Origin of the sequence: Cohnella sp. GCM10012308 (assembly GCF_042649185.1) — a bacterium.
In the GTDB taxonomy this organism is placed as follows: domain Bacteria; phylum Bacillota; class Bacilli; order Paenibacillales; family Paenibacillaceae; genus Cohnella.
This window is the reverse complement of record NZ_JBHRYU010000005.1, coordinates 193,775-212,877: the sequence shown is the minus strand read 5'-3', so window position 1 is coordinate 212,877 and position 19,103 is coordinate 193,775. Positions and strand designations below refer to the sequence as shown.

Genomic DNA, 19,103 nt, shown 5'->3' with positions numbered 1-19,103 from the left:
AAGGTTATGAACTTTATTTAACCATATTTTATTCAAGTTGGATGATGCTTTCAATAGCGTTATTTGCATGGCTGTAATCGGATTTTAATCGTATGGCTGCAATAGCGAAAAGCCTCTGCTTTCTCGAAGCGGAGGCTTCGAGCAGAGGCTCTTCATTTTCCCGACTTACACCAAACTGCCGCCCTTTTGCCGATACTTGAGAATCCCCTCGGACGCCCGGAAGGCGAGCGCGCCGACCGTATCGGTCGGATTGTAGCCCGAATTGTGCGGGAAGGCGCTGGCGCCGACGACGAACACGTTTTCCGCGTCCCACATCTGCAAATACGTGTTGACCGCGGACGTATCCGGCGAGGCGCCCATGACGACGCCGCCCGTATTGTGCGTGGACTGGTACGTCGTGATTTCGTACGGGCCGAGCTCCTTGAGCTGATCGATATGGCTTGCGCCCATCTCCTTCACGATCTCCGCGCACTTGCCCGACAGGTACAGCGCGAGCTGGCGGTCCTGCTCCTCGAAGTCGAACGTGAGCCGCACGAGCGGATCGCCGTATGCATCCTTGTATGTAGGATCGAGGTCGAGGAAGTGGTGGCGAAAAGGCATGCACGACCCTTGCCCGCCGACGGACAGAAAGCGATTGGCGTATTTGACCGAGTTGGCCTTGAACTCCGCCCCCCAGGATGCGGTCCCTCCGGGCACGGGATTGTTGGCGATCGGGCGCATGCCCGTCTGGCTAAGGCTGATCGAGCCGCCGTGGATGAACTTCAGGTCGGTGTGGTCGAAGTTATCCCCGTTGTAGTCGTCGAGCGTTACGCCGAGCGAGCCCGCGCCAGCGTACGTATTGAACTGCTTTTCGTCGAAAAAACCGGCTGCGTTGCCCTTCAGCACCTGGTACGCGTAGTTGCGGCCGACGACCCCCGTCCCGCTTGCGGCGTCGTACGGCTTGCCAAGCCCCGACATCAGCAGCAGCTTGACGTTGTTGAAGACGTAGCTGGTCACGACCACGATATCGGCCGGCTGCACGAGCTCCTCGCCCGTCGTGACGTCCGTATACATGACGCCAGTCGCCTTCCCGCCCTGGTGAATGATGCGGCGCACCTGCGAATGCGTGCGAATCTCGAACTTGCCCGTCTTTAGCGCAACGGGAAGCACGGTGACGACCGGGTCCGCCTTCGCGCCGTATTCGCAGCCGAAGCGCTCGCAGAATGCGCAGTACTGGCAGGCGGCGCGGGAGATGCCATCCGGATTGGTGTAGGGCTCCGACAGATTGGCCGACGGCATCATGTACGGGTGGAGCTTGAGCTTGGACGCCGCGTCGCTGAACATGCTGAGCGCGGGCGACTTCTTCATCGGCGGCGTCGGGTAGTCGGCCGAACGCTTGCCTCCGAGCGGATTCGGTTCCCCCGAGATGCCGGCGAGCTTCTCGAACTTGTCGTAATACGGCTCCATCTCGTCGTAGGTGAGGCCCCAGTCCTGAATCGTCATGCCGTCCGGAATCTTGTTCTTGCCGTACCGTTCGATCGTCTTGGAACGAATCTGGAAGTCGTACGGAAGGAAGCGGTAAGTTTGCCCGTTCCAGTGGACGCCGGCTCCGCCCAGTCCCTCGCCGAGCAAGAACGAGCCGTACGAACGCATCGGCAGCGCGCGGACTTTCTCCGTGCTCCGGAAAGTCACCGTATCCTTCGATAAATCCTGCATCAGCTCGTACCGCAGTCCATAGCGGAGCTCGTCGTGGACCATAAAATAGTCCTCCGTCTTGCGTTCCTTGCCTCGCTCCAGGCCGACGACGTTCAGTCCGCTCTTCGTCAGCTCGGCGGCGATGATGCCGCCCGCCCAGCCGACGCCTACGATGACGACGTCCGTTTTCGGCAGCGTTTTGGCCATAGTTGGTCTTGTCCTCTCCGCCTTAGTGGGCGCTTAGATGGTCTTGCAGGCTGCTCGGCGCGATGACCGCGAAGTCCTTGTCGATGACGTCCGTGTAACTCATCTGGTTGCCAGGGTAGCTTCGCATTTTCCAGCCGTTCATGTCCGCGTTGCCGCCGTACAGCGGATCGCTGTACGCGCCTTCGATCGTGCTGCTCCGCAGCATTTTGAAAAAACCGCTCGCGGAGATCGTCGTCAGCTTCACCTCGTCGGACTCGAACGCCTTCAGCACCTCGTCCTGCTGCTCGGCCGCGAGCTCCGAGAAGCCCTTCGTAAATTTCGTCTGGCTGTAATTTTCCAATTCCCGCAGTCCGATCTCGAACATTTCCCGCCGCTTCAGCCGGCCTTGATAGCCCTGCACCTTCTCTCCCGCATAAAAGGGAGGCGACATGTATTCCCTGGAATTGAACCCCCACTCGCCCGCCAGCTGATGGTCGATAAAAAACGGGACCCCGAGCGCCAGCGCGCCGGGACCGGCGTCGTCCGCGGGAAAGATCCGCTCCGTAGCAGCGGACACGATGCCGAGCTGCTCCTGCGTAAAGAACATGGGCGCGCGGTTGTAGCTTTTGACCTCCGTCGCCGTACCCTCGCCCGTTTGGGGAGCGGTCTCCGTTTTCTTAGACGGCCGGATCAGGCTGCCGAGCGCCCCGCCCACGATAACGCCACCGACCGCATAGCCGGCCTGGACGAGAAATTTCCGCCGGGAAGGCTGCTCGACGTTGTCGTGGCCTGAGCCGCCATTGTGATTCTGGTCAGCCATCCTTTCACCTCCAATTTTCGTTCCGGATTTTCCCGATTAGTTTTTTCCAAAATTAAGTCCTTATGCATTCCGGGCGGCTGGCTATGCTAACTTCAAAACCAATCCAATATAAGGTGGAGATTCGCCATGGCAAACGCATTCGCAACAAAGCGCCGGATGCTCGCGCTCGCTTGCGCGGCAGGCGTACTGACGTTGGCCGCCTGCCAGAGCCACAGCATGCGCGAGCAGTCGGTCAAGCAGGCGGCAGACGCGCAGCGCATCGTCGACGACCGGCTGAAGCTGCACTCCGTGCAGCGTCCGCAGATTGCCGGACAGCACGATCCGGCAGTCATCCCGAGCGTCGACCGGGAGAAGACGAGAACGACCAACCAATACGGCGCATCCGGACAAGGCATGGGCAGCGGCGTGCTGAGCCGGATCGGCAGCTCGGGACTGCGCGGCCGTGGCGCTTCGCCGGACGTGGAGGCCGAGCTCGCCGGGGCCGGGCTGGCAGGCATTCGCGTGCTCGTCGCGAACGACACCGTATTCCTCGCGGCCAAGGACCGGGGGCCGTCCGCTTCCGCCGCGGATCCCCTGCAGCGCAAGCTGCTGAGCAACACAGGCGGCCTGTCCGGCAAAGGTCCGGAGCCCGGCCCGCACGGCGGCATCGGGATTCGCTCCGTCGACACGGACCAGACGGATACGCTGGCCGCGGCCGAGCAGTGGCTGAAGGACCGCGGCTACGGCGAGCGCATCGTCACCGTCGCCGGCCCCGAGGCCGTCGCGCTGATCGACCGCCTGCGGGCGCAGGGCGCGGACGGGACGTCCGGCAGCCACGATCAGGAGATCGCGCAGTTGATGAGGCTGGCTGGCGCGGCGAAGGATGGGAAGTAGTTCGGAAATACTTCAAAGCAGACATTGGAAAAAGCCAGCAGACATAGGAAAAAGCCGCCAGGGAAGATCGCCTGGCGGTTCTTTGGCAGTAGCCTATAAAATTAGCGGCCTGCCCCCGACCGCCTGAACGCATTGCAGACCGCGCTAAATTCCAGAGTGACGCCGGCAGCGGTGCGCGATCGGACGATGCCTCCTCCTGTGCGCGATTCGCCTGCCGGAGGGGAACAGATGAATGCCTGCATATTTACATCCTTTTCCTGCATAACAGACTTTTGAACAAAAAAAGATGCGAATCTGCAGGCTTTGATCTCTTTCTCTTGCGATTTTCGGGTTTCGCAGCTAAATAGATGCTGATTTGCAGGCATTTTCTCTTCCGATCTTCAAATCGGCTGAAAGCCTGCACGGATGCAGGCATTTAGCTACTGGGTTACAGAAGGCCATAATTCATCCCCGCATCATGAAGCCGGCCGTTCCGAGCTTACAGCTTCAGTCATTGATCGTCTGCGTACAGTCTGACTACTTACTCGCAAGAAACGCCTCGTACTGTCCGGCATCCATCAGGCCCTTTACCGCCTCCGCGGGATCGCCTTCCACCTCGACCTCGACGATCCAACCCTCTCCGTACGGATCGGCGTTAACCTTCTCCGGCGCAGTCAGCAGATCCTCGTTCACGCGTACGACTTTGCCGTCTACCGGGCTGAACAGATCCGACACTGTCTTGACCGATTCGATCGTCCCCATCGGCTGGCCGGCCGCGAGTTCGTCGCCTACGCCGGGTAGCTCTACAAAGACGATGTCTCCGAGCAGACTCTGCGCATAGTCGGTAATGCCGACCCTTATGACGGTAGCCGTCGCCTCCGCCCACTCATGCTCCTCCGTGTAGCCCAATCCCGCCTTGATCTCGCTCATCTTCGTCATCCTCTCGTTTATGGTCGCACCGCTGTCTGCCGCAACAAGCGCCGAACGGCAAAAAAGGACAGAGCAACGGCAAGCTGCCGTATGCTCTGTCCCGGGTACCTGAGAGATTAGACGGGGCGTTCGCTCCGCCCTTACCCCTTTGGTGGCTGTTCGCTCTCTCCAGAGGCGCGTCGGATGGCGGTACTTTTACCTGAAAGTTTGATCCTGCGGCGGGCCGGCCGCGGACTTGCTCCTTCGGTGCCGCGCCAGTGGGCGCAGTCTCTCCCTGCCATCTTCATCCGCAATATTCGTTTGACACGGATAGCTTAATTCACGCGCGGCGTTAGTGTCAATATAGGTGACGCATTGTTGCAAAATTTCGACTCGCCCGAATACGCCGCATGATTCATCGCCGGCCGCAACGGCTCAAGACACGCCCGGAAAGCTGCCGTCACCGCCTGCGCCGCCGGAAGCACCCGTTACCGCCGCCTCCGTACCCGTCTCCATATAGATCTGCCGCAGCACGTCGATGCCGTCGAAGAGGAACCACTCTTCCATGATCTTTCCGGCCTTCACTTTGTAATGGTTCACGCCGAAGATCTCGATCGGCTTGCCGCTCGGCTTGCCGAAGTAGCCCATGCCCTCGTGCGTGCCCTGGATGCGCCAGCGGACCGCTACGTCCCAATCCAGATCGGAGCCGCGGCGGTTGCAGGTGATCCGGTCGATATGCGTCTTGCCGTTCGGGATCGAGGCGAAGAAGCTGATGAACATGCCCTTGATCTCCTGCGCGCCTATCAGATCGCGATTGCAGACGTAGTGGATGACCGCGCTCGGATCGTAGAATTCTTTTACATAATTAAACGATCTGCGCTCCCAAACCCGGTTGATCATCTCCAGCATAAAGTCGCCGATCTCGAACTCTTCGAACTGACGTGTGTACGGCACAGGCGGCAAGCCGATCTCCGCCGTCTCGGGGAACCCGAAGTGCAGCGGGGCGGTCAGCGTCTTGGTCCCCTTGGCCAGCCCCTTGGCGATCTCGACCGGATCTAGACCCAGCTGCTGCACCATATGAAACGTATCCATTACGAGCCATTCCTCGTAAATCTTGTTGTTCAGGACCATGCAGTCGGCCGTCGTGCGGAAGACGACCTTCTTGTTCGTCGCCGGACCGTACAGACTGTCGCCGATATTCGTGCCCATCGATTTGCCGCGGTGCGAGGTAAAGAAGCCTTCCTTGTCGTCGCCGGACCAGATAACGCTCCAGCCGAGACCCTTACGGTCGGGAAAAGCGTGCAGCGTTTGCAGCGTGCCTGACACGACCTCGTTCACCCCGTGGCTGTTGAGCAGTCCTTTGTGCACCGACACGTTGTGGCTGTAGGTTTCGTAGATGAGGCCGATGTCTTTTTCCTTCCAGATCTGACGCGTGATCTTGACGATGTAATCGACGATATTGTTGTAGGCCGGGTCGAAGCCTTCCATGCGCTGCTTGCGCTGCTTGTCTTCGGGAATATGAATGTAATCGTAGTCGTCGTTCACGTCGATCATGTTCACGTCCTCGGCATCCGCGTAGAACACGTTGCTCTGCTTGATGCGGCGAGGCGGCGCTGCAGGGGCGGTCCGGGTCGCGGATGCGGCGCGTCCGGGTCCGTTCTTCTGCTGCTCGACTGGCGCGGAATCGGTCGTCTTGACTTCGCTGCTGTTCGTTTCCATTCGAAATTCCACCTTTATGTTGATATGCGCGCCGTCAATCGGAAGGTCGGCAGTGCTTCACTCGTTTTTCCCGTTCGTCGTAAAATTCAAGGAGCGCCGCCTGCTCGTAAGCATAGGCCGCGCGGAACGCGGTATCCTCCCCGTGATACGCGGCCGCGATCTGGAGGCCGACGGGCAGTCCGTCCGGCGTCAGCCCGCAAGGAATAGAGAGCGCCGGATGCCCGGTCACGTCATATAGGCAGGTGAAGCGGATCATGCATTCGTGCACGGACTCCGATACGCCGTCGGGGAACAGCACTTCCTGCTGCCCGAGCAGCGTCGGCGCTGCCGGCATCGTAGGGGTGACGATCGCGTCCACGTCGCCGAAAAGCGCGTCCAGGCCGCCCGTCATCTCGGCGCGCAGGCGCATGGCTTCCATATAATCGTGCGCTAACGCGGCCCGGCTGCGCGCGAACGTGTCCGCCGCGCCGGGGCCGTACAGCGCCATCGAAGCGGCGATGCGCTCGCGGTGCGAATAGCCGACCTCCGGCGTCGCGATGCCGGTCGCCACGGCGACCGCCCGATCGGCCAGCGGCAGCTCGACGTCGACCAGTACGGCGCCAAGCGCGACGAGCACGGACAGCGCCGCGTCGAATAGCGCCCGTACGGCAGGCTCGATGCGCCGATAGACGAATTCGCGCGGCACCCCGATCCGCATGCCCCGGATATCCGCAAGGCGCGCGCCCTCATAGGAGCGGGCAGTCGCCGCCTCGAGCAGCAGCGCCAGATCCGCTACATTGCCCGCGATCGGCCCGACATGATCGAGCGTCCACGACAGCGTATCGACGCCGTCCGCGGAGATCAGGCCGTACGTCGGCTTCAGGCCGACGACGCCGCAGCAGGACGACGGCACGCGGATCGAGCCCGCCGTATCCGTCCCGATCGAGCCGATACAGAAGCCGGCGGCGACCGACGCCGCCGAGCCGCTGCTCGACCCGCCGGCCATATAGCGCATGTCCCAGGGATTGCGTACGTCGCCGTAGAAGGGGTTGTCCGACGTGATGCCGAATGCGTACTCGTACAGATTCGCCTTACCTACCGTTACGGCTCCGGCCGCTTCCAGCCTATCGACGACAGCTGCATTGCCAGTCGGGACACGGTTCCGGTCGATCTGCGACCCGTTGGTCGTCCGGATGCCCGCCGTATCGATGTTATCCTTGATGGTGACCGGCACGCCGAGCAGCGGCGCGCCGGTCTCTCGCCCCGCCGTCAGCCGTTCGCCGGCCGCGCTCGCCTGACGGCGGGCCGTCTCGCCGGTCACGGTAATCACCGACCGGTAGTCACAGTCCGCAGACTCGATCTGGCTCAAGTAATAATCCGCAATCTCCCCCGGAGAAACAAGCCTTTGCCGATAGGCTTCCTGCAATTCGTTAATGGTCCTGTACGGCTGCACGATACCCCTCCTTATCCAGGCCGCCCGCATCTTCCGGCGCTTCCTCTCGTTGTTCGTTCCGGCGGCGGCGACGCAGCAGCAGAGCGGTCAAAAGCGCGCCGAGCACCGACAACCCTCCCCAGGCTGCAAATCCCGCAGCCTCGGAGACGCCGTCAACGATTAGTCCGAGGAGCAACGGGCCAGCGAATACGCCGACCGAATACATGCTCTGAAAAAAGCCCATGCGCATCGTCTTCTCCTGCGGTCGGGCGGATTCCAGCACGATCGACATTAAAAACGTAAATGCCAACCCGTACGCGATGCCCGCCACCGCTTGCAGCGCGAACAGCATAGGCAGCTCCCAGGCTGCAGCCATCGCCACGATTGCGGCTCCCTGAAGCGCAAAGCCCAACACGCCCGTCCTGCCCAGCCCCAGGTTCCGATACAGCCAGGGACAGAGCGCCGTGGACAGCCCGAACATCATCAGATGCGTGTTGGCCAGCCAGCTGATCGCGATCGGATCAGCGCCGAGCCGGGCCGCCATCAACGGCGTGAATGTGTCCCGCGTCCCGTACATCGTCATCTGGACGACGATGCCGAGCAGCGAGATCGCCCATAACCGTCCGTCGGCGAACTGAGCCGCCAGAGCGCGCTTATCCAGGCTCGCCCTCTTACGTTCCGTCGCCTCTTCGTCCTTGAGGAATATGGTAAGCGCAAGCGCGAGCAAGGCGGCGACGACCGCGACTAGGAACCCGGCCGCATAACCGAAAGCGTGGATAACGAGTCCTCCCGCCGTCGAACCCGCCAGCGAACCGAGCGGCGAGGCGATGGAGATGACCGCCATCGCCCTTGCTCCGTCCCGCGCGGCGAAGTAGGAAGCGAACATGACCGTGTAGATCACCCAGACCGAGCCGGCCAGTCCGTTGCTCAGCTTGCCGATATACAACGTTGCGGCGCCCGGCGCGATATAAGCGATCGCCCAACTGATCGCCGTCAACGCGAAGCCTGTCTGAATGAACAGTCTGCGCTTCGACAGGAACCCCGAGACGATGCCGACCGGAAGCCGCGCGACCATGGAGGCGAGACCGGTGATCCCGACCATGCTGCCGATCAGGACGGCCGGTATGCCTAGATCAGCCGCATAGGAGGATACAAAGGGGTCAAAGGAAGTAATGCTGATAAAAAAGAGCACGCTTATCGCGAAAAACAACGCCGCCTCAGCGGTCCAACGCCGGTTTGCCATCATTGCCACCGTTCTTTCCTTCCCGTCGCCTATCGCCGTCTCGTCGCCTGTCGCTTCGCCCGCCGAAGCCTCCGCCGAGTCTCCGTGCGCACGCCCGGGCGGCTCAGTCGGACGGTCCGCCCCGTTTCATCTCCGCTCGCGTGCGCACGTACTCGCTCGGCGTGACGCCTTCCGCACGCTTGAACACTTTAATGAAGTATTTGTCGTTTTGGTAACCGACGTAGTCCGCGATCTCGTACACCTTCAGATGCGGGTTTTCGAGCAGCTCCTTCGCCTTCTCGATGCGCACCTGGGTGACATAATCGGTGATCGTCAGCCCGAATTCCTGCCTGAACTTGCGCGAGATATATTCCCGGCTCAGATAGAAGCGTTCGGCGATCTCCTGGAGCGTGACCTCGCGCTTGTAATTTTGCCGGAGGTACGATTCGATCTCCCGAATGCTGTTTTTCTCCTTCTTGTACTTCACGTCGTGCAGCAGCCGGATCAGCTCGTGAAACTGCCGGCGCTTCTCGTCGCGGAACCGGCGCATGGAGAAGCTGCCGTCCTCGTCCCAATAGCCTTCGCCGCCGCTTAGCCCGCGGCTGTCGCGGATATCGTATTCCTGCAGCCAGCGGGCTTGCAGCAGCCGGTACTGGCTCTCCCAATTATGCACTTGCTCGAACGTCATGCCGCCCGACGCCTTGACGGTTTCCAGCACGCGGTCGAGCAGCCGGTCCGCGCCTTCCGCGCTGCCGCTCTGCAGCGCGAGCGTGAGGTCCTGCGCGTAGTCGAGCAGGTGCAGCACCGGACGCGGCTCGACGTCCTCGAAGCGGACGACGGCTCTCGCCTTGAACGCGCTCTGCAGGTCGCACCGCATCATCGCGTCAAGCGCCGACTCGTAGGCATCCGCGATCTGACGCGCCGCCCTGCCGACGGCGACCAGCAGCTTCATCCGGGCCGCCTGCCAGACGGCGGCGTGAATCCGCTTGGCCAGCGCATCCGCGTCTTTGAGGTTCCAGGCCAGGATCGCCAGCTCGTCCGGCTTGGCCGTATGGCGGAAGGCGACGCCCTCTCCCGGCTGGAGCGCCTCGGCGCAGACGGGCAGCAGCGCGGCGAACGCGTCCTCCATTTTGCCGCTTGACTTCACGGCCGCATAAGCGCGCACGGAGATCAGCAGCACCGTGAACAGATCGCGTCCCGGCACCGCCCCGAACTCGCGCGCGAGCCGCTCCGCCGCCTCCGGCGCCGGCGACCGGCCCAGCAAGCTCGACAGCACCCGGTCCCAGTACAGCGGCTTGGCGGCGCTCGCGATCCGGTCGTTTTCGAACGCGGACAAGCGGCTGATCGCCTCCCGGCGCCACGTCTCCACCGCCCGGCCGAGCGTTTCGTTCAAGACGTCGGCCTCCATCGGCTTGAGAATGTAGTCGAAGCTGCCGTAGTAGATGGCGTTGCGCATATAATGAAAGTCGTCATAGGCGCTGATGACGATCGTCTTGCTGTCTCCGGCGTGCTCGCGCAGCCACTCCAGCAGCCCGATACCGTCCAGGTTCGGCATATTCATGTCCGTGAACACGATCTCGGGCCGGTGCTCCGCGATGAGCTTTTTCGCTTCCTCGCCGTCTCTCGCCTCCAGCACTTCGCCGATGCCGAAGCGCTCCCAGTCCGCGAGCATGCGCAATACGCCTCTTACATGCTTTTCATCGTCGATTATGATAGCCTTCATAGCGCTTCACCCTTCGCCGCGATCTCGATAGGCAGCCGGATCGTCACCTGCAGCCCGCCGGCCTCGCCGTCCGCCAGTCGCAAACTGGCTCGGGATCCGTAATATAGCCGGAGCCTGAAGTACACGCTGCGCAGACCGATGTTCGGCTCCTCCCCGTGCTGGCCCGGCCTGTCCTCATGAAGCTGCAGGTACAGCTGCTGCAGCCGTTCGGACCCGATCCCGCGCCCGTTGTCGGCGACGACGAGCACGATGTCGTTTTCTTCCCTCCAGCCGCCGATGCGGAGCATGCCCGTCTTGCCCCCGCTCAGGTCCATGCCGTGCTTGAAGTAGTTCTCGATGATCGGCTGGAGCAGCATCTTGGGCACCGGCACGTTCAGGATGTCGGCATCGACGTCGATCTCGTATTCGAATTCGTCGTCGAACCGTTCCTTATGCAGCAGCAGGAACGCCTCCGCGTTGCCGACCTCCCGGATCAGCGTCACCTTGTCCTCGTCCGTGTTCATGCTGTAACGCATGATCTTGGACAGGTTGGTCACGAGCGCGTAGACTTGCGCCCCGTGATTCTTAAGCGCCAGCGCGCCGATCGACTGCAGCGCGTTGTGCAGGAAATGCGGGTTGATCTGGGACTGCAGCACCTTCAGTTGATTCGCTTTGTTCTCGATCTCCAGCTTGTACTCCCGGTCGATCAGATGATTAAGCCTTCCGACCATCTGCCGGAAGCTCTCGCCGAGCACGCCGATCTCGTCGTGGCCGAGCGATTCGAAGCCGACCTGCATCTTGCCCTTCTCGATGCGGCGGATGTTATCCAGCAAAATGCGCAGCGGAGAAGTAATGCGGAGGGAAAACAGCAGCGCGGCCACCATCGCGAGTACGATGCCGACGAGTCCGATGGCGATGTTGATCTGCGTGATGCGGAAGCCCTGCCGGTACAGATTCTCGTAGGGAATGCTTTTCATCAAAGTCCACCCGCCGTCCGTGTTGGCGATCCGCTCGTAGAGGACGATCCCGTGAAAGTCGCCCCGGTCCCACTCCAGCGTGCCGCTGTCCGGCTTCAGACCGCGGATCCGCTCGACCAGCTCGGGATCTTCGTAGCCGGCATCGGAGCTAAAAATGGGAACGCCTTCGGAGGTCAGGATCGAAAACAATTCCTGCCCGGGCGTATACAGCTTCTCGCTGATGCTCTTCACTCTGGCAGGCGCGACTTGGATCGAAAAGTAAGCGAGCAGATTGGTAGACGGCGCGTCGGTCAGAGAACGAAGAATCGTGAACGAAGTGCCCGAAGCGCCGCCCTTCTGAACCGGCCCCGGCATAGTCTCGATGTACACGTGATTAGGACTGTCGTCCACTTTGGCATACTCCGCCAGCTGCTCGTCCGTGATCGCGGAGAAGCTGACCCGGCTTTTTGACACGAGTATATTACGCTTGTCCTTCACCAATGCGATGCTGACCCGCTGGATGTTCTCGTTAGCGTACAGTACTTGGGTCAGCTCGTCCCGTACCGTCCAGAACGTCTCGTAGTCGTTCGCCCGGTCGGCCGTCCGCAGGTAGTTGATGAAGGCGGGATCGCTGTAAAAAGAAAGCGTGATATCCATCAGCTCGTCCATGTAGCTCTCCAGATGCACGCTGCCGAGGCTCATCAGGTTTACGTTTTCCTGCAGAAACTGATCCTTCAGCGAATCGCGCGTATACAAATAGGTGAAGAGCACGGAAGCGGCAAACGGGAGCACGCTGATGAGCAGCAACAGGATGATGAACTTGTTCCGCAGGCTTGTCCGGATCAACGGGATTCTCCTATCTGTCTTCTAGTCGTAGATGAATCCAGTATATAAGAGTTCCCCTTCGCTCGACAGGCCTGCCGAGGACGAAGAAGGAATGCCCGGGGCATTCCTTCTCGCACTCGCGCTCGTATAGTTATTTCAGATTATTCCAGGAATCCTGCATCTTGTTCAGCACGTCGTCCCACTTGATCTTGCCCGCGGAATACTCCTGCAGCGCAGCGGCGAACTCTTTGTTGGCCCCGTCCGGCCAGCTCGTCCAGATCATCGGGATCGTCTTGTTTTCCTTGGAGTAGGCGACGATATCCTGGCTCAGCTGCGACAGCTTGTCCGTCGGGATGTTGTCGAACGCAGGGATGAAGCCGAACTCTTCGGTCATGTACTTCTGGCCTGCCGCAGAGGATACCATCCAGTCGAGAAATGTCTTGGCGGCTTCGACATGCTCCGAATTTTTGTTGACCGCCCAGTTGTTCGGTACGCCGGCCACGATGCGGTCTGAGGTCGCCTCGTCGCCCACCGGCATCGGCAGAATGCCGTAGTTCAAGTTTGCGTCGATGTCGCCGATCATGCTCTCAACCCAGTTGCCTTGCTGCAGCATCGCCGCCTTGCCGGAAGCGAACAGCGTCACTTGCGTGTTGTAGTCGGTCGTGAGCGGGTTGTCGTTGCTGTACTTGATCGTCGTATCCATCAGGTTCTGGAACTGCTTGAAGACCGCGTTGGACGGAATCGTCGCCGTGCCGTCGTTCAGCTGCTGGATAAAGCCGGCCGGATCCTCCTGCTGGCCGAAGGCGACGTTCGTGAAATGGCTGCCGATAATCCACCACTCGGCGAAGCCGTTCGCGAACGGCGCGATGCCTGCATCCTTCAGCTTCTGCGCGGCCGCCTGCAGCTCCGTCAGCGTCTTCGGCAGCTCCGTGATGCCCGCCTTGGCGAACAGATCTTTGTTATACAGGTAGCCGTAGCCTTCCATGTTCATCGGCATGCCGTACAGCTTGCCGTCGGTGTCCTTCATGCCGTCGCCTGTACCGGGCAGCAGGTGGCTCACCCAAGGCTGATCGGACAGATCGGCCAGGTGCTCCTTCCATAGCTGCATTTCCTTTGCGCCGCCGTTGTTGAAGATGTCCGGACCTTCGCCGGCCGCGAACTTCGCCTTCAGCGCGTCCATGTAACCCGTGCCTCCGCCGACCGTCTCGGCGACGACCTTGATGTCCGGATGCTCGGTCTCGAATTCTTTGACCATCGCCTCGAACTTGTCCGCGATCTCGACCTTCAGCTGGAACACCTTGATCGTGACGGGATCGCCGCCGCTTGCGGCCGTCGCAGCCGATGCGCCGGTCGATGCGCTTGCGCTGCCCGAAGCCGCAGGGGCCGCATTGTTCGTGCTGTCATTGCTTCCGCAAGCCGATACCGCCATTGCCAGTCCTACCATCGATACGCCCAACATGCCGATCTTTTTCATCTCTCTGCATGACCTCCTGATAGTGGGTTGCTCAAGCTATATATGATTCTTTCGTCCGCGGGCGGCCGCAAGAGTAATACCGAGATAGTCGCGAATTGCGAATTGCACGGGCTTTTGCAGGGCGCCTTATTTGCCCGAGCCGGCCGCGATGCCTTTGACGATATGCTTCTGCAGCATGAGGGAGAAAACGACGATGGGCAGCGTGCCGATGACAAGACCGGCGAGTCCGAGATCCCACTGCTTGTTGTACTGGGCGAACAGCGCGCTCATCGCGACCGGAATCGTGTGCAGCTGCGAATCCTGCAGCATGAGACGCGGCAGCAGATAGTCGTTCCAGATCCAGAGCGTATTCAAAATGATGACCGTCATGATGATCGGCTTAAGCAGCGGAAACACGATCTTATAGAACACCCCGAACGGCGTGCACCCGTCGACGCGGGCGGATTCTTCCACCTCAAGGGGCACGCCCTTGATAAAGCCGTGGAACAGGAACACCGACATCGAGACGCCGAAGCCGAAGTAGATGAAAATGAGGCCGGGAATGCTGTTGACCAGCCCGAGCGAAGCGCTCAGCTTAACGAGCGGGATCATGATCGTCTGGAACGGAATGACCATCGCCGCGACGAACAGGCCGAACATCAGATTGCTGACCTTGCCCTGCGTACGGGCGAGCATCCAGCCGGCCATCGCGCTGATGGCGATCAGTCCGACATTGGCGAATACGGTGACGAAAATCGAATTCATGAACGCCCGGGGAAAGTGGAGCAGCGACCAGACGCGCCGGAAGTTGTGCCAAATGACGTCCTTCGGGAACGAGGCGGCATCCAGCAGGATGTTCGCGTTGCTCTTCACCGCGTTGATCAGCACGAAGTAAAAGGGCACCAGGAAGAGCAGCGCGATCGCGACGGCCACGATCTCCATGACGAAGGTGCGGGACGTGTATTTGTTATCCATTTTACGACTCCACCTCCCGCCGCTTGGTGAGCATGACCTGTGCCAGCGTGACGAGCGCCACGACGACGAAGAAGACGAGCGATTTGGCCGAGCCGATGCCGTAGTGGTTGTTCGTGAACGCTTCCGCGTAGATATTCATCGCGACCGACAGCGTCGAGTTGAACGGACCGCCGCCCGTGAGCGAATAGTTCAGATCGTAAATTTTAAAAGCATGCGACATCGAGAGGAACAGACAGATCGTGAACGCCGGCGCGATCAGCGGCAGGACGATCTTGCGCAGCGTCATCCAACGGCTCGCGCCGTCGATCCGGGACGCCTCGATAACCGAGTTGTCCACGCCTTGCAGCGCCGCAATATAGATGATCATCAGATAGCCGCTCTGCTGCCAGGCGAATACGATGACGATCGCCCAGAAGGCCGTGTTCGCGTCGCCAAGCCAGGGAAGCTCGAAGAACGGAATGTGCGTCGCGCTGCCGACGGCCGCGAATCCTTTGACGAAGATGAACTGCCAGATGAAGCCAAGCAGCAGGCCGCCGATGACGTTCGGCAGGAAGAAGACGGTGCGAAGCGCGTTTTTGGACTTGAGCGCCCCGTTAATCATCAGTGCCAGCCCGAGGCCGATGACATTGCTGACGAGAACGGCGACGACCGTGAATTTGGCGGTGAAAAAGAAGGAGTCCGCGAACTTGCTGTCGCTCGTCAGAATTCGCTTGAAGTTGTCGAGTCCAACCCAATCGACGGCGGAGCTGACGCCGTTCCAGGAGGTAAAGGAATAGTAGATCCCGACCGCGAACGGGATGATCTGAATGAGCAGGAAGCAGAGCAGCGCCGGCCCGACGAAGGCCGCGAAAATGAGCCATTTGTTCAGCTTCGTCCTGCGGGAGGCAGCTGCGTGAGGCCGACTGGCGTCAGGGGCACGAATTTCCGGCTTATTGTTCGCTCCGTTTCTGTTCGTTTCCGCAAGAGCGTCTATGGCGTCATCCCTCCATTCTGTGATGTGATGATTGCTCTGTTTCTATTGCTGCTTTGTTGTTGTCTCTATTATAGAAGGAGGCGGCAGCAGTGAATATTAACGCGATTGACGAAAATGGTGCACTAAATTGACTTGATGTGTTATTTAAAGTAACACAAGTTTTCAAAACTCAGCTATGGTGATCGTTGCCAGCTTCGGCAGTCGGTTTTGCAAGCGCTAACCGAATGATAAAGAAAGACCGCCCTGCCGCATCCGCGATGACGGCAGGACGGCCTGCTTGCGTGCAATCGTTGCCGGACCTTTTAGAATTGTGCGACCTCTTGGACTGCCTCCGGCTTGGCGTCGAGCTCGCCTGTCAGACGGATATTGGCGGAGCGCAGGTGACCGATCAAGCCCTCGCGGTAAGATTGCCGCACGCAGTGCGGCGCAAGACGCTCAACGCCGGCCTGCTCGACGCGCTGGTATGTCACGACCTTCAGGAAGGTGCCCACCCAGACGCCGCCGGTATACTTGGCCGCGCGGCTCGTCGGCAGGATGTGGTTCGTGCCGCATACCTTATCCGAAAAGACGACCGTCGCCTCTTCGCCGAGGAACAGCGAGCCGTAGTTCGTGAACTTGTCGCGGTGCAGGTAGGCGTCCTTGATCTGTACGTGCAAGTGCTCCGAAGCCAGATCGTTGGCCGTGTCGATCGCTTCCTCGAGCGAATCCGTTACGAAGACGCGGCCGCGCTTCTCCCACGATACGCGTGCAGTCGCCGCCGTTGGCAGCGTTTCGAGCTGGCGCTCGATCTCGGCCATGACGGCTTCCGCGAGCGGACGGCTCGTCGAGACGAGGATCGCCTGCGTATGCACGTCATGCTCCGATTGCGCGAGCAGGTCGGCCGCGACGTATGCCGGCTTCGCCGTCTCGTCGGCGACGACGAGCACCTCGCTCGGGCCGGCCAGCAGGTCGATGCCGACCGTGCCGTGCACCTGGCGCTTCGCTTCGGTGACGAAGCGGTTGCCCGGGCCGGTGATCTTGTTGACCGGCTTGATGCTCTCGGTACCGTAAGCCAGCGCCGCGATCGCTTGCGCGCCGCCGACGGCGAAGATCTCGTCGGCGCCGGACAGGTGCGCCGCGAGCAGCACGGCCGGATGAATGCGGCCGTCCTTCATCGGCGGCGTGCAGACGCGGATCTGCGAGACGCCGGCGACCTTCGCCGGGATGATCGCCATCTGCGCGGAGGAGAGGAGCGGGTAGCGGCCGCCCGGGACGTAGGCGCCGACCGCCTCGATCGGAATGACGCGCTGGCCGAGGAATACGCCCGGAATCATTTCCTGCTCGAACTCGGTCAACGTGCGCCGCTGCGCCTCGGCGAACGCTCCGATACGCTCGATGGAGAACGCCATGTCCTCCAGCAGCGTGAGGGGCAACTGCTTGCGCGCCGCCGCGATGTCCGCTTCCGTCGCCTTGAGCGAGTCGAGTTCGACGTTGTCGAATTGCTTCAGGAACGCCTTCAGCGCGGCATCCCCTTCCTTCTGCACCCGCTCGATGATGGAGCCGACCGTGCTCTCCAGTTGTCCTTTTTCCATCGGTGTCATCGGTTCCTGCTCTTTTACGATCTCGATCATTGCTGCTCCTTCTTTCCATGAGAGGTTAGGCTGCGTGTAACCTAATTATAGAGAGACCCTCTCACGGAAAACAGAAACGGGATTGACGAAAACGGTATACTCCGTTGATTCATGTCAATTTTGGTGACATATACGCTAGACATTGCCGCGCCCCCTGGTGTATCGTCGAAGCTGCTTGGGACTCGACCGGAAGGAGCAAGCGACCTCCCCTCGCAGCTCCGACTGGTCGAGCCATAACCTATTAACGTTGGGCAGGTGGTACAGCTTGTCATTCAACAGTATGGTCATACGTCTGGAACTCGCTCATGATCGCGTTCACTTCGGCGCAGTCGCCTCAGTCATCGGCAACGCGGGCGGCGACATCACTTCTATCGACGTCATCCGGTCCGGCGACGGCCATTCCGTGCGCGATATTACCGTGGCAGCCGCGGATCAATCGCACGAGGCGATTGCAGAGGCGCTCCGCAGTCTGGACGGCATCCGGATCGTCAATCTGTCGGACCGCACCTTCCTCGCGCATCTCGGCGGCAAGATCTCGATTCAGCCAAGCATGCCGATCAAGAATAGGGACGATTTATCCCGCGTCTACACGCCCGGCGTCGCGCGCGTGTGCTCGGCTATCCATGAGGATGTCGGCAAGGCCTATGCACTGACGATCAAACGCAATACTGTCGCCGTCGTCACGGACGGCTCGGCGGTGCTGGGACTGGGCAATATCGGTCCGCATGCGGCGGCGCCTGTCATGGAGGGCAAAGCGATGCTGTTCAAGCAGCTTGCAGGCGTGGACGCCTTCCCTATCTGCCTGGATACGCAGGACATGGAGGAAATCGTCCGCGCCGTTCGGCAGATTAGCCCCGTCTTCGGCGGCATCAACCTTGAGGACATCAGCTCGCCACGCTGCTTCGAGATCGAACGCCGGCTGGCGGAAGAGCTGGACATCCCTGTCTTCCATGACGACCAGCACGGGACGGCAATCGTCGTGACCGCGGGATTGCTCAACGCGCTCAAGCTTGTCGGGAAGCGGATCGACGAGGTGCGCGTCGTCGTAAACGGAATCGGCGCGGCCGGCGTGGCGATCTGCAAAATGCTGCTGGCGGCGGGCGTCACGAAGCTCGTGCCGGTCGACCGGGAAGGCGCGATCGTACGCGGGCGGAGCTATGACCATCCGATGTGGAGCTGGCTCGCCAGGCAGCCGCAAGTGCAGGCGGAGGAAGGCTTGCTTGGGGAAGTCATGCGGGGCGCCGATGTTTTTATCGGCGTGTCCAAGGGCGGCATTCTGGGCGAGGAGGAGATTCTTGGCATGGCGGAGGACCGGATCGTGTTCGCCATGGCCAACCCGCAGCCGGAGATCGATCCCGAGCTGGCCCAGCCCCATGTCCGCGTGTTCGCGACCGGCAGGAGCGACTACCCGAACCAGATCAACAATGTGCTCGTCTTCCCGGGGATGTTCCGCGGAGCGCTGGACTGCCGAGCCTCCGGCATCAACGAAGAGATGAAGATGGCCGCCGCCCGCGCCATTTCCGAGGTGGTGGCGGACGGCGAGCTGAGCGAGACCTACATCATCCCCAGCATCTTTAACGAGCAGGTCGTCGCGAACGTCCGCAAGGCCGTGATCGCCGCGGCTATCCGTACCGGCGCCGCGAGACGCGTACCGGCGGATTTCGGCGCCTAACAAACAAACCGTTTCTGACGTCGATGGCAGCGATTGGCCATCGAGTCAGGAACGGTTCGTTTCGATAGAACGCGGTATCTTAGGGGCGGCTCGAACGCACAGTTACATGCTAATACCGCGCCCTCCTCTTGCTTCATCATCCCG

The 19,103-nt window shown here is 60.8% G+C and carries 14 protein-coding genes and 2 riboswitches; of the genes, 2 read left to right on the top strand and 12 right to left on the bottom strand.

What is annotated here, in order from left to right; translation table 11 throughout:
- Positions 1-165: 165 nt before the first annotated feature.
- Both ACFOTD_RS09100 and ACFOTD_RS09095 read right to left on the bottom strand, forming a co-directional pair.
- Positions 166-1,881, bottom strand: coding sequence for a GMC family oxidoreductase (locus ACFOTD_RS09100; protein WP_378117865.1), 1,716 nt, complete (start codon positions 1,879-1,881; stop codon positions 166-168).
- A 22-nt stretch (positions 1,882-1,903) separates the two neighbouring features.
- Positions 1,904-2,680 (bottom strand): gluconate 2-dehydrogenase subunit 3 family protein, encoded by a 777-nt coding sequence (locus ACFOTD_RS09095; RefSeq protein ID WP_378117863.1) that lies wholly within the window; start codon positions 2,678-2,680, stop codon positions 1,904-1,906.
- A gap of 126 nt (positions 2,681-2,806) precedes the next feature.
- Here ACFOTD_RS09095 and ACFOTD_RS09090 point away from each other — a divergent pair, with 126 nt between their 5' ends.
- Complete coding sequence (locus ACFOTD_RS09090; RefSeq protein WP_378117861.1) at positions 2,807-3,553, top strand: hypothetical protein; 747 nt, start codon at positions 2,807-2,809, stop codon at positions 3,551-3,553.
- A gap of 516 nt (positions 3,554-4,069) precedes the next feature.
- Here the strand turns inward: ACFOTD_RS09090 and gcvH are convergent.
- The 10 genes from gcvH to hisD all read right to left on the bottom strand — a co-directional run bounded on the left by gcvH (position 4,070) and on the right by hisD (position 17,287).
- Positions 4,070-4,462, bottom strand: coding sequence for a glycine cleavage system protein GcvH (gene gcvH, locus ACFOTD_RS09085; protein WP_378117859.1), 393 nt, complete (start codon positions 4,460-4,462; stop codon positions 4,070-4,072).
- Positions 4,463-4,555: 93 nt separating this feature from the next.
- A riboswitch (glycine riboswitch) is annotated at positions 4,556-4,636 on the bottom strand.
- Between the two features lie 3 nt (positions 4,637-4,639).
- A riboswitch (glycine riboswitch) is annotated at positions 4,640-4,749 on the bottom strand.
- A gap of 127 nt (positions 4,750-4,876) precedes the next feature.
- Entirely contained in the window at positions 4,877-6,160 is a 1,284-nt protein-coding gene (locus tag ACFOTD_RS09080; RefSeq protein WP_378117857.1) for an ester cyclase, read from the bottom strand.
- 34 nt (positions 6,161-6,194) lie between these two features.
- Positions 6,195-7,592 (bottom strand): amidase, encoded by a 1,398-nt coding sequence (locus ACFOTD_RS09075; RefSeq protein ID WP_378117855.1) that lies wholly within the window; start codon positions 7,590-7,592, stop codon positions 6,195-6,197.
- Positions 7,570-8,817, bottom strand: a complete 1,248-nt coding sequence (locus tag ACFOTD_RS09070; RefSeq protein ID WP_378118017.1) for an MFS transporter — start codon at positions 8,815-8,817, stop codon at positions 7,570-7,572. Before ACFOTD_RS09070 ends, ACFOTD_RS09075 begins: the two co-directional genes overlap by 23 nt.
- Positions 8,818-8,917: 100 nt before the next feature.
- On the bottom strand, positions 8,918-10,516 hold the full coding sequence (locus tag ACFOTD_RS09065; RefSeq protein ID WP_378117854.1) for a response regulator: 1,599 nt from the start codon (positions 10,514-10,516) through the stop codon (positions 8,918-8,920).
- Positions 10,513-12,297 carry a sensor histidine kinase gene (locus ACFOTD_RS09060; RefSeq protein WP_378117852.1) on the bottom strand — a complete coding sequence of 595 codons (1,785 nt, stop codon included), beginning with the start codon at positions 12,295-12,297 and terminating at the stop codon, positions 10,513-10,515. Before ACFOTD_RS09060 ends, ACFOTD_RS09065 begins: the two co-directional genes overlap by 4 nt.
- Positions 12,298-12,427: 130 nt before the next feature.
- Positions 12,428-13,750 (bottom strand): ABC transporter substrate-binding protein, encoded by a 1,323-nt coding sequence (locus ACFOTD_RS09055; RefSeq protein ID WP_378117850.1) that lies wholly within the window; start codon positions 13,748-13,750, stop codon positions 12,428-12,430.
- Positions 13,751-13,876: 126 nt separating this feature from the next.
- Positions 13,877-14,704, bottom strand: a complete 828-nt coding sequence (locus tag ACFOTD_RS09050; RefSeq protein ID WP_378117848.1) for a carbohydrate ABC transporter permease — start codon at positions 14,702-14,704, stop codon at positions 13,877-13,879.
- Between the two features lies 1 nt (position 14,705).
- Positions 14,706-15,530, bottom strand: a complete 825-nt coding sequence (locus ACFOTD_RS09045; protein WP_378118015.1) for a carbohydrate ABC transporter permease — start codon at positions 15,528-15,530, stop codon at positions 14,706-14,708.
- 449 nt (positions 15,531-15,979) lie between these two features.
- Positions 15,980-17,287 carry a histidinol dehydrogenase gene (hisD, locus tag ACFOTD_RS09040; RefSeq protein ID WP_378117846.1) on the bottom strand — a complete coding sequence of 436 codons (1,308 nt, stop codon included), beginning with the start codon at positions 17,285-17,287 and terminating at the stop codon, positions 15,980-15,982.
- Between the two features lie 265 nt (positions 17,288-17,552).
- On the opposite strand from hisD, the gene ACFOTD_RS09035 reads away from it, so the two are divergent.
- Positions 17,553-18,959, top strand: a complete 1,407-nt coding sequence (locus ACFOTD_RS09035) for an NAD-dependent malic enzyme (RefSeq protein ID WP_378117844.1) — start codon at positions 17,553-17,555, stop codon at positions 18,957-18,959.
- Positions 18,960-19,103: the final 144 nt, after the last annotated feature.

What these genes read in the sequence shown, in the direction of transcription:
- ACFOTD_RS09100 (WP_378117865.1), bottom strand. Translation starts at nt 1,881, where the DNA reads ATGGCCAAAACGCTGCCGAAAACGGACGTCGTCATCGTAGGCGTCGGC.
- ACFOTD_RS09095 (WP_378117863.1), bottom strand. Translation starts at nt 2,680, where the DNA reads ATGGCTGACCAGAATCACAATGGCGGCTCAGGCCACGACAACGTCGAG.
- ACFOTD_RS09090 (WP_378117861.1), top strand. Translation starts at nt 2,807, where the DNA reads ATGGCAAACGCATTCGCAACAAAGCGCCGGATGCTCGCGCTCGCTTGC.
- gcvH (WP_378117859.1), bottom strand. Translation starts at nt 4,462, where the DNA reads ATGAGCGAGATCAAGGCGGGATTGGGCTACACGGAGGAGCATGAGTGG.
- ACFOTD_RS09080 (WP_378117857.1), bottom strand. Translation starts at nt 6,160, where the DNA reads ATGGAAACGAACAGCAGCGAAGTCAAGACGACCGATTCCGCGCCAGTC.
- ACFOTD_RS09070 (WP_378118017.1), bottom strand. Translation starts at nt 8,817, where the DNA reads ATGATGGCAAACCGGCGTTGGACCGCTGAGGCGGCGTTGTTTTTCGCG.
- ACFOTD_RS09065 (WP_378117854.1), bottom strand. Translation starts at nt 10,516, where the DNA reads ATGAAGGCTATCATAATCGACGATGAAAAGCATGTAAGAGGCGTATTG.
- ACFOTD_RS09055 (WP_378117850.1), bottom strand. Translation starts at nt 13,750, where the DNA reads ATGAAAAAGATCGGCATGTTGGGCGTATCGATGGTAGGACTGGCAATG.
- ACFOTD_RS09050 (WP_378117848.1), bottom strand. Translation starts at nt 14,704, where the DNA reads ATGGATAACAAATACACGTCCCGCACCTTCGTCATGGAGATCGTGGCC.
- hisD (WP_378117846.1), bottom strand. Translation starts at nt 17,287, where the DNA reads ATGATCGAGATCGTAAAAGAGCAGGAACCGATGACACCGATGGAAAAA.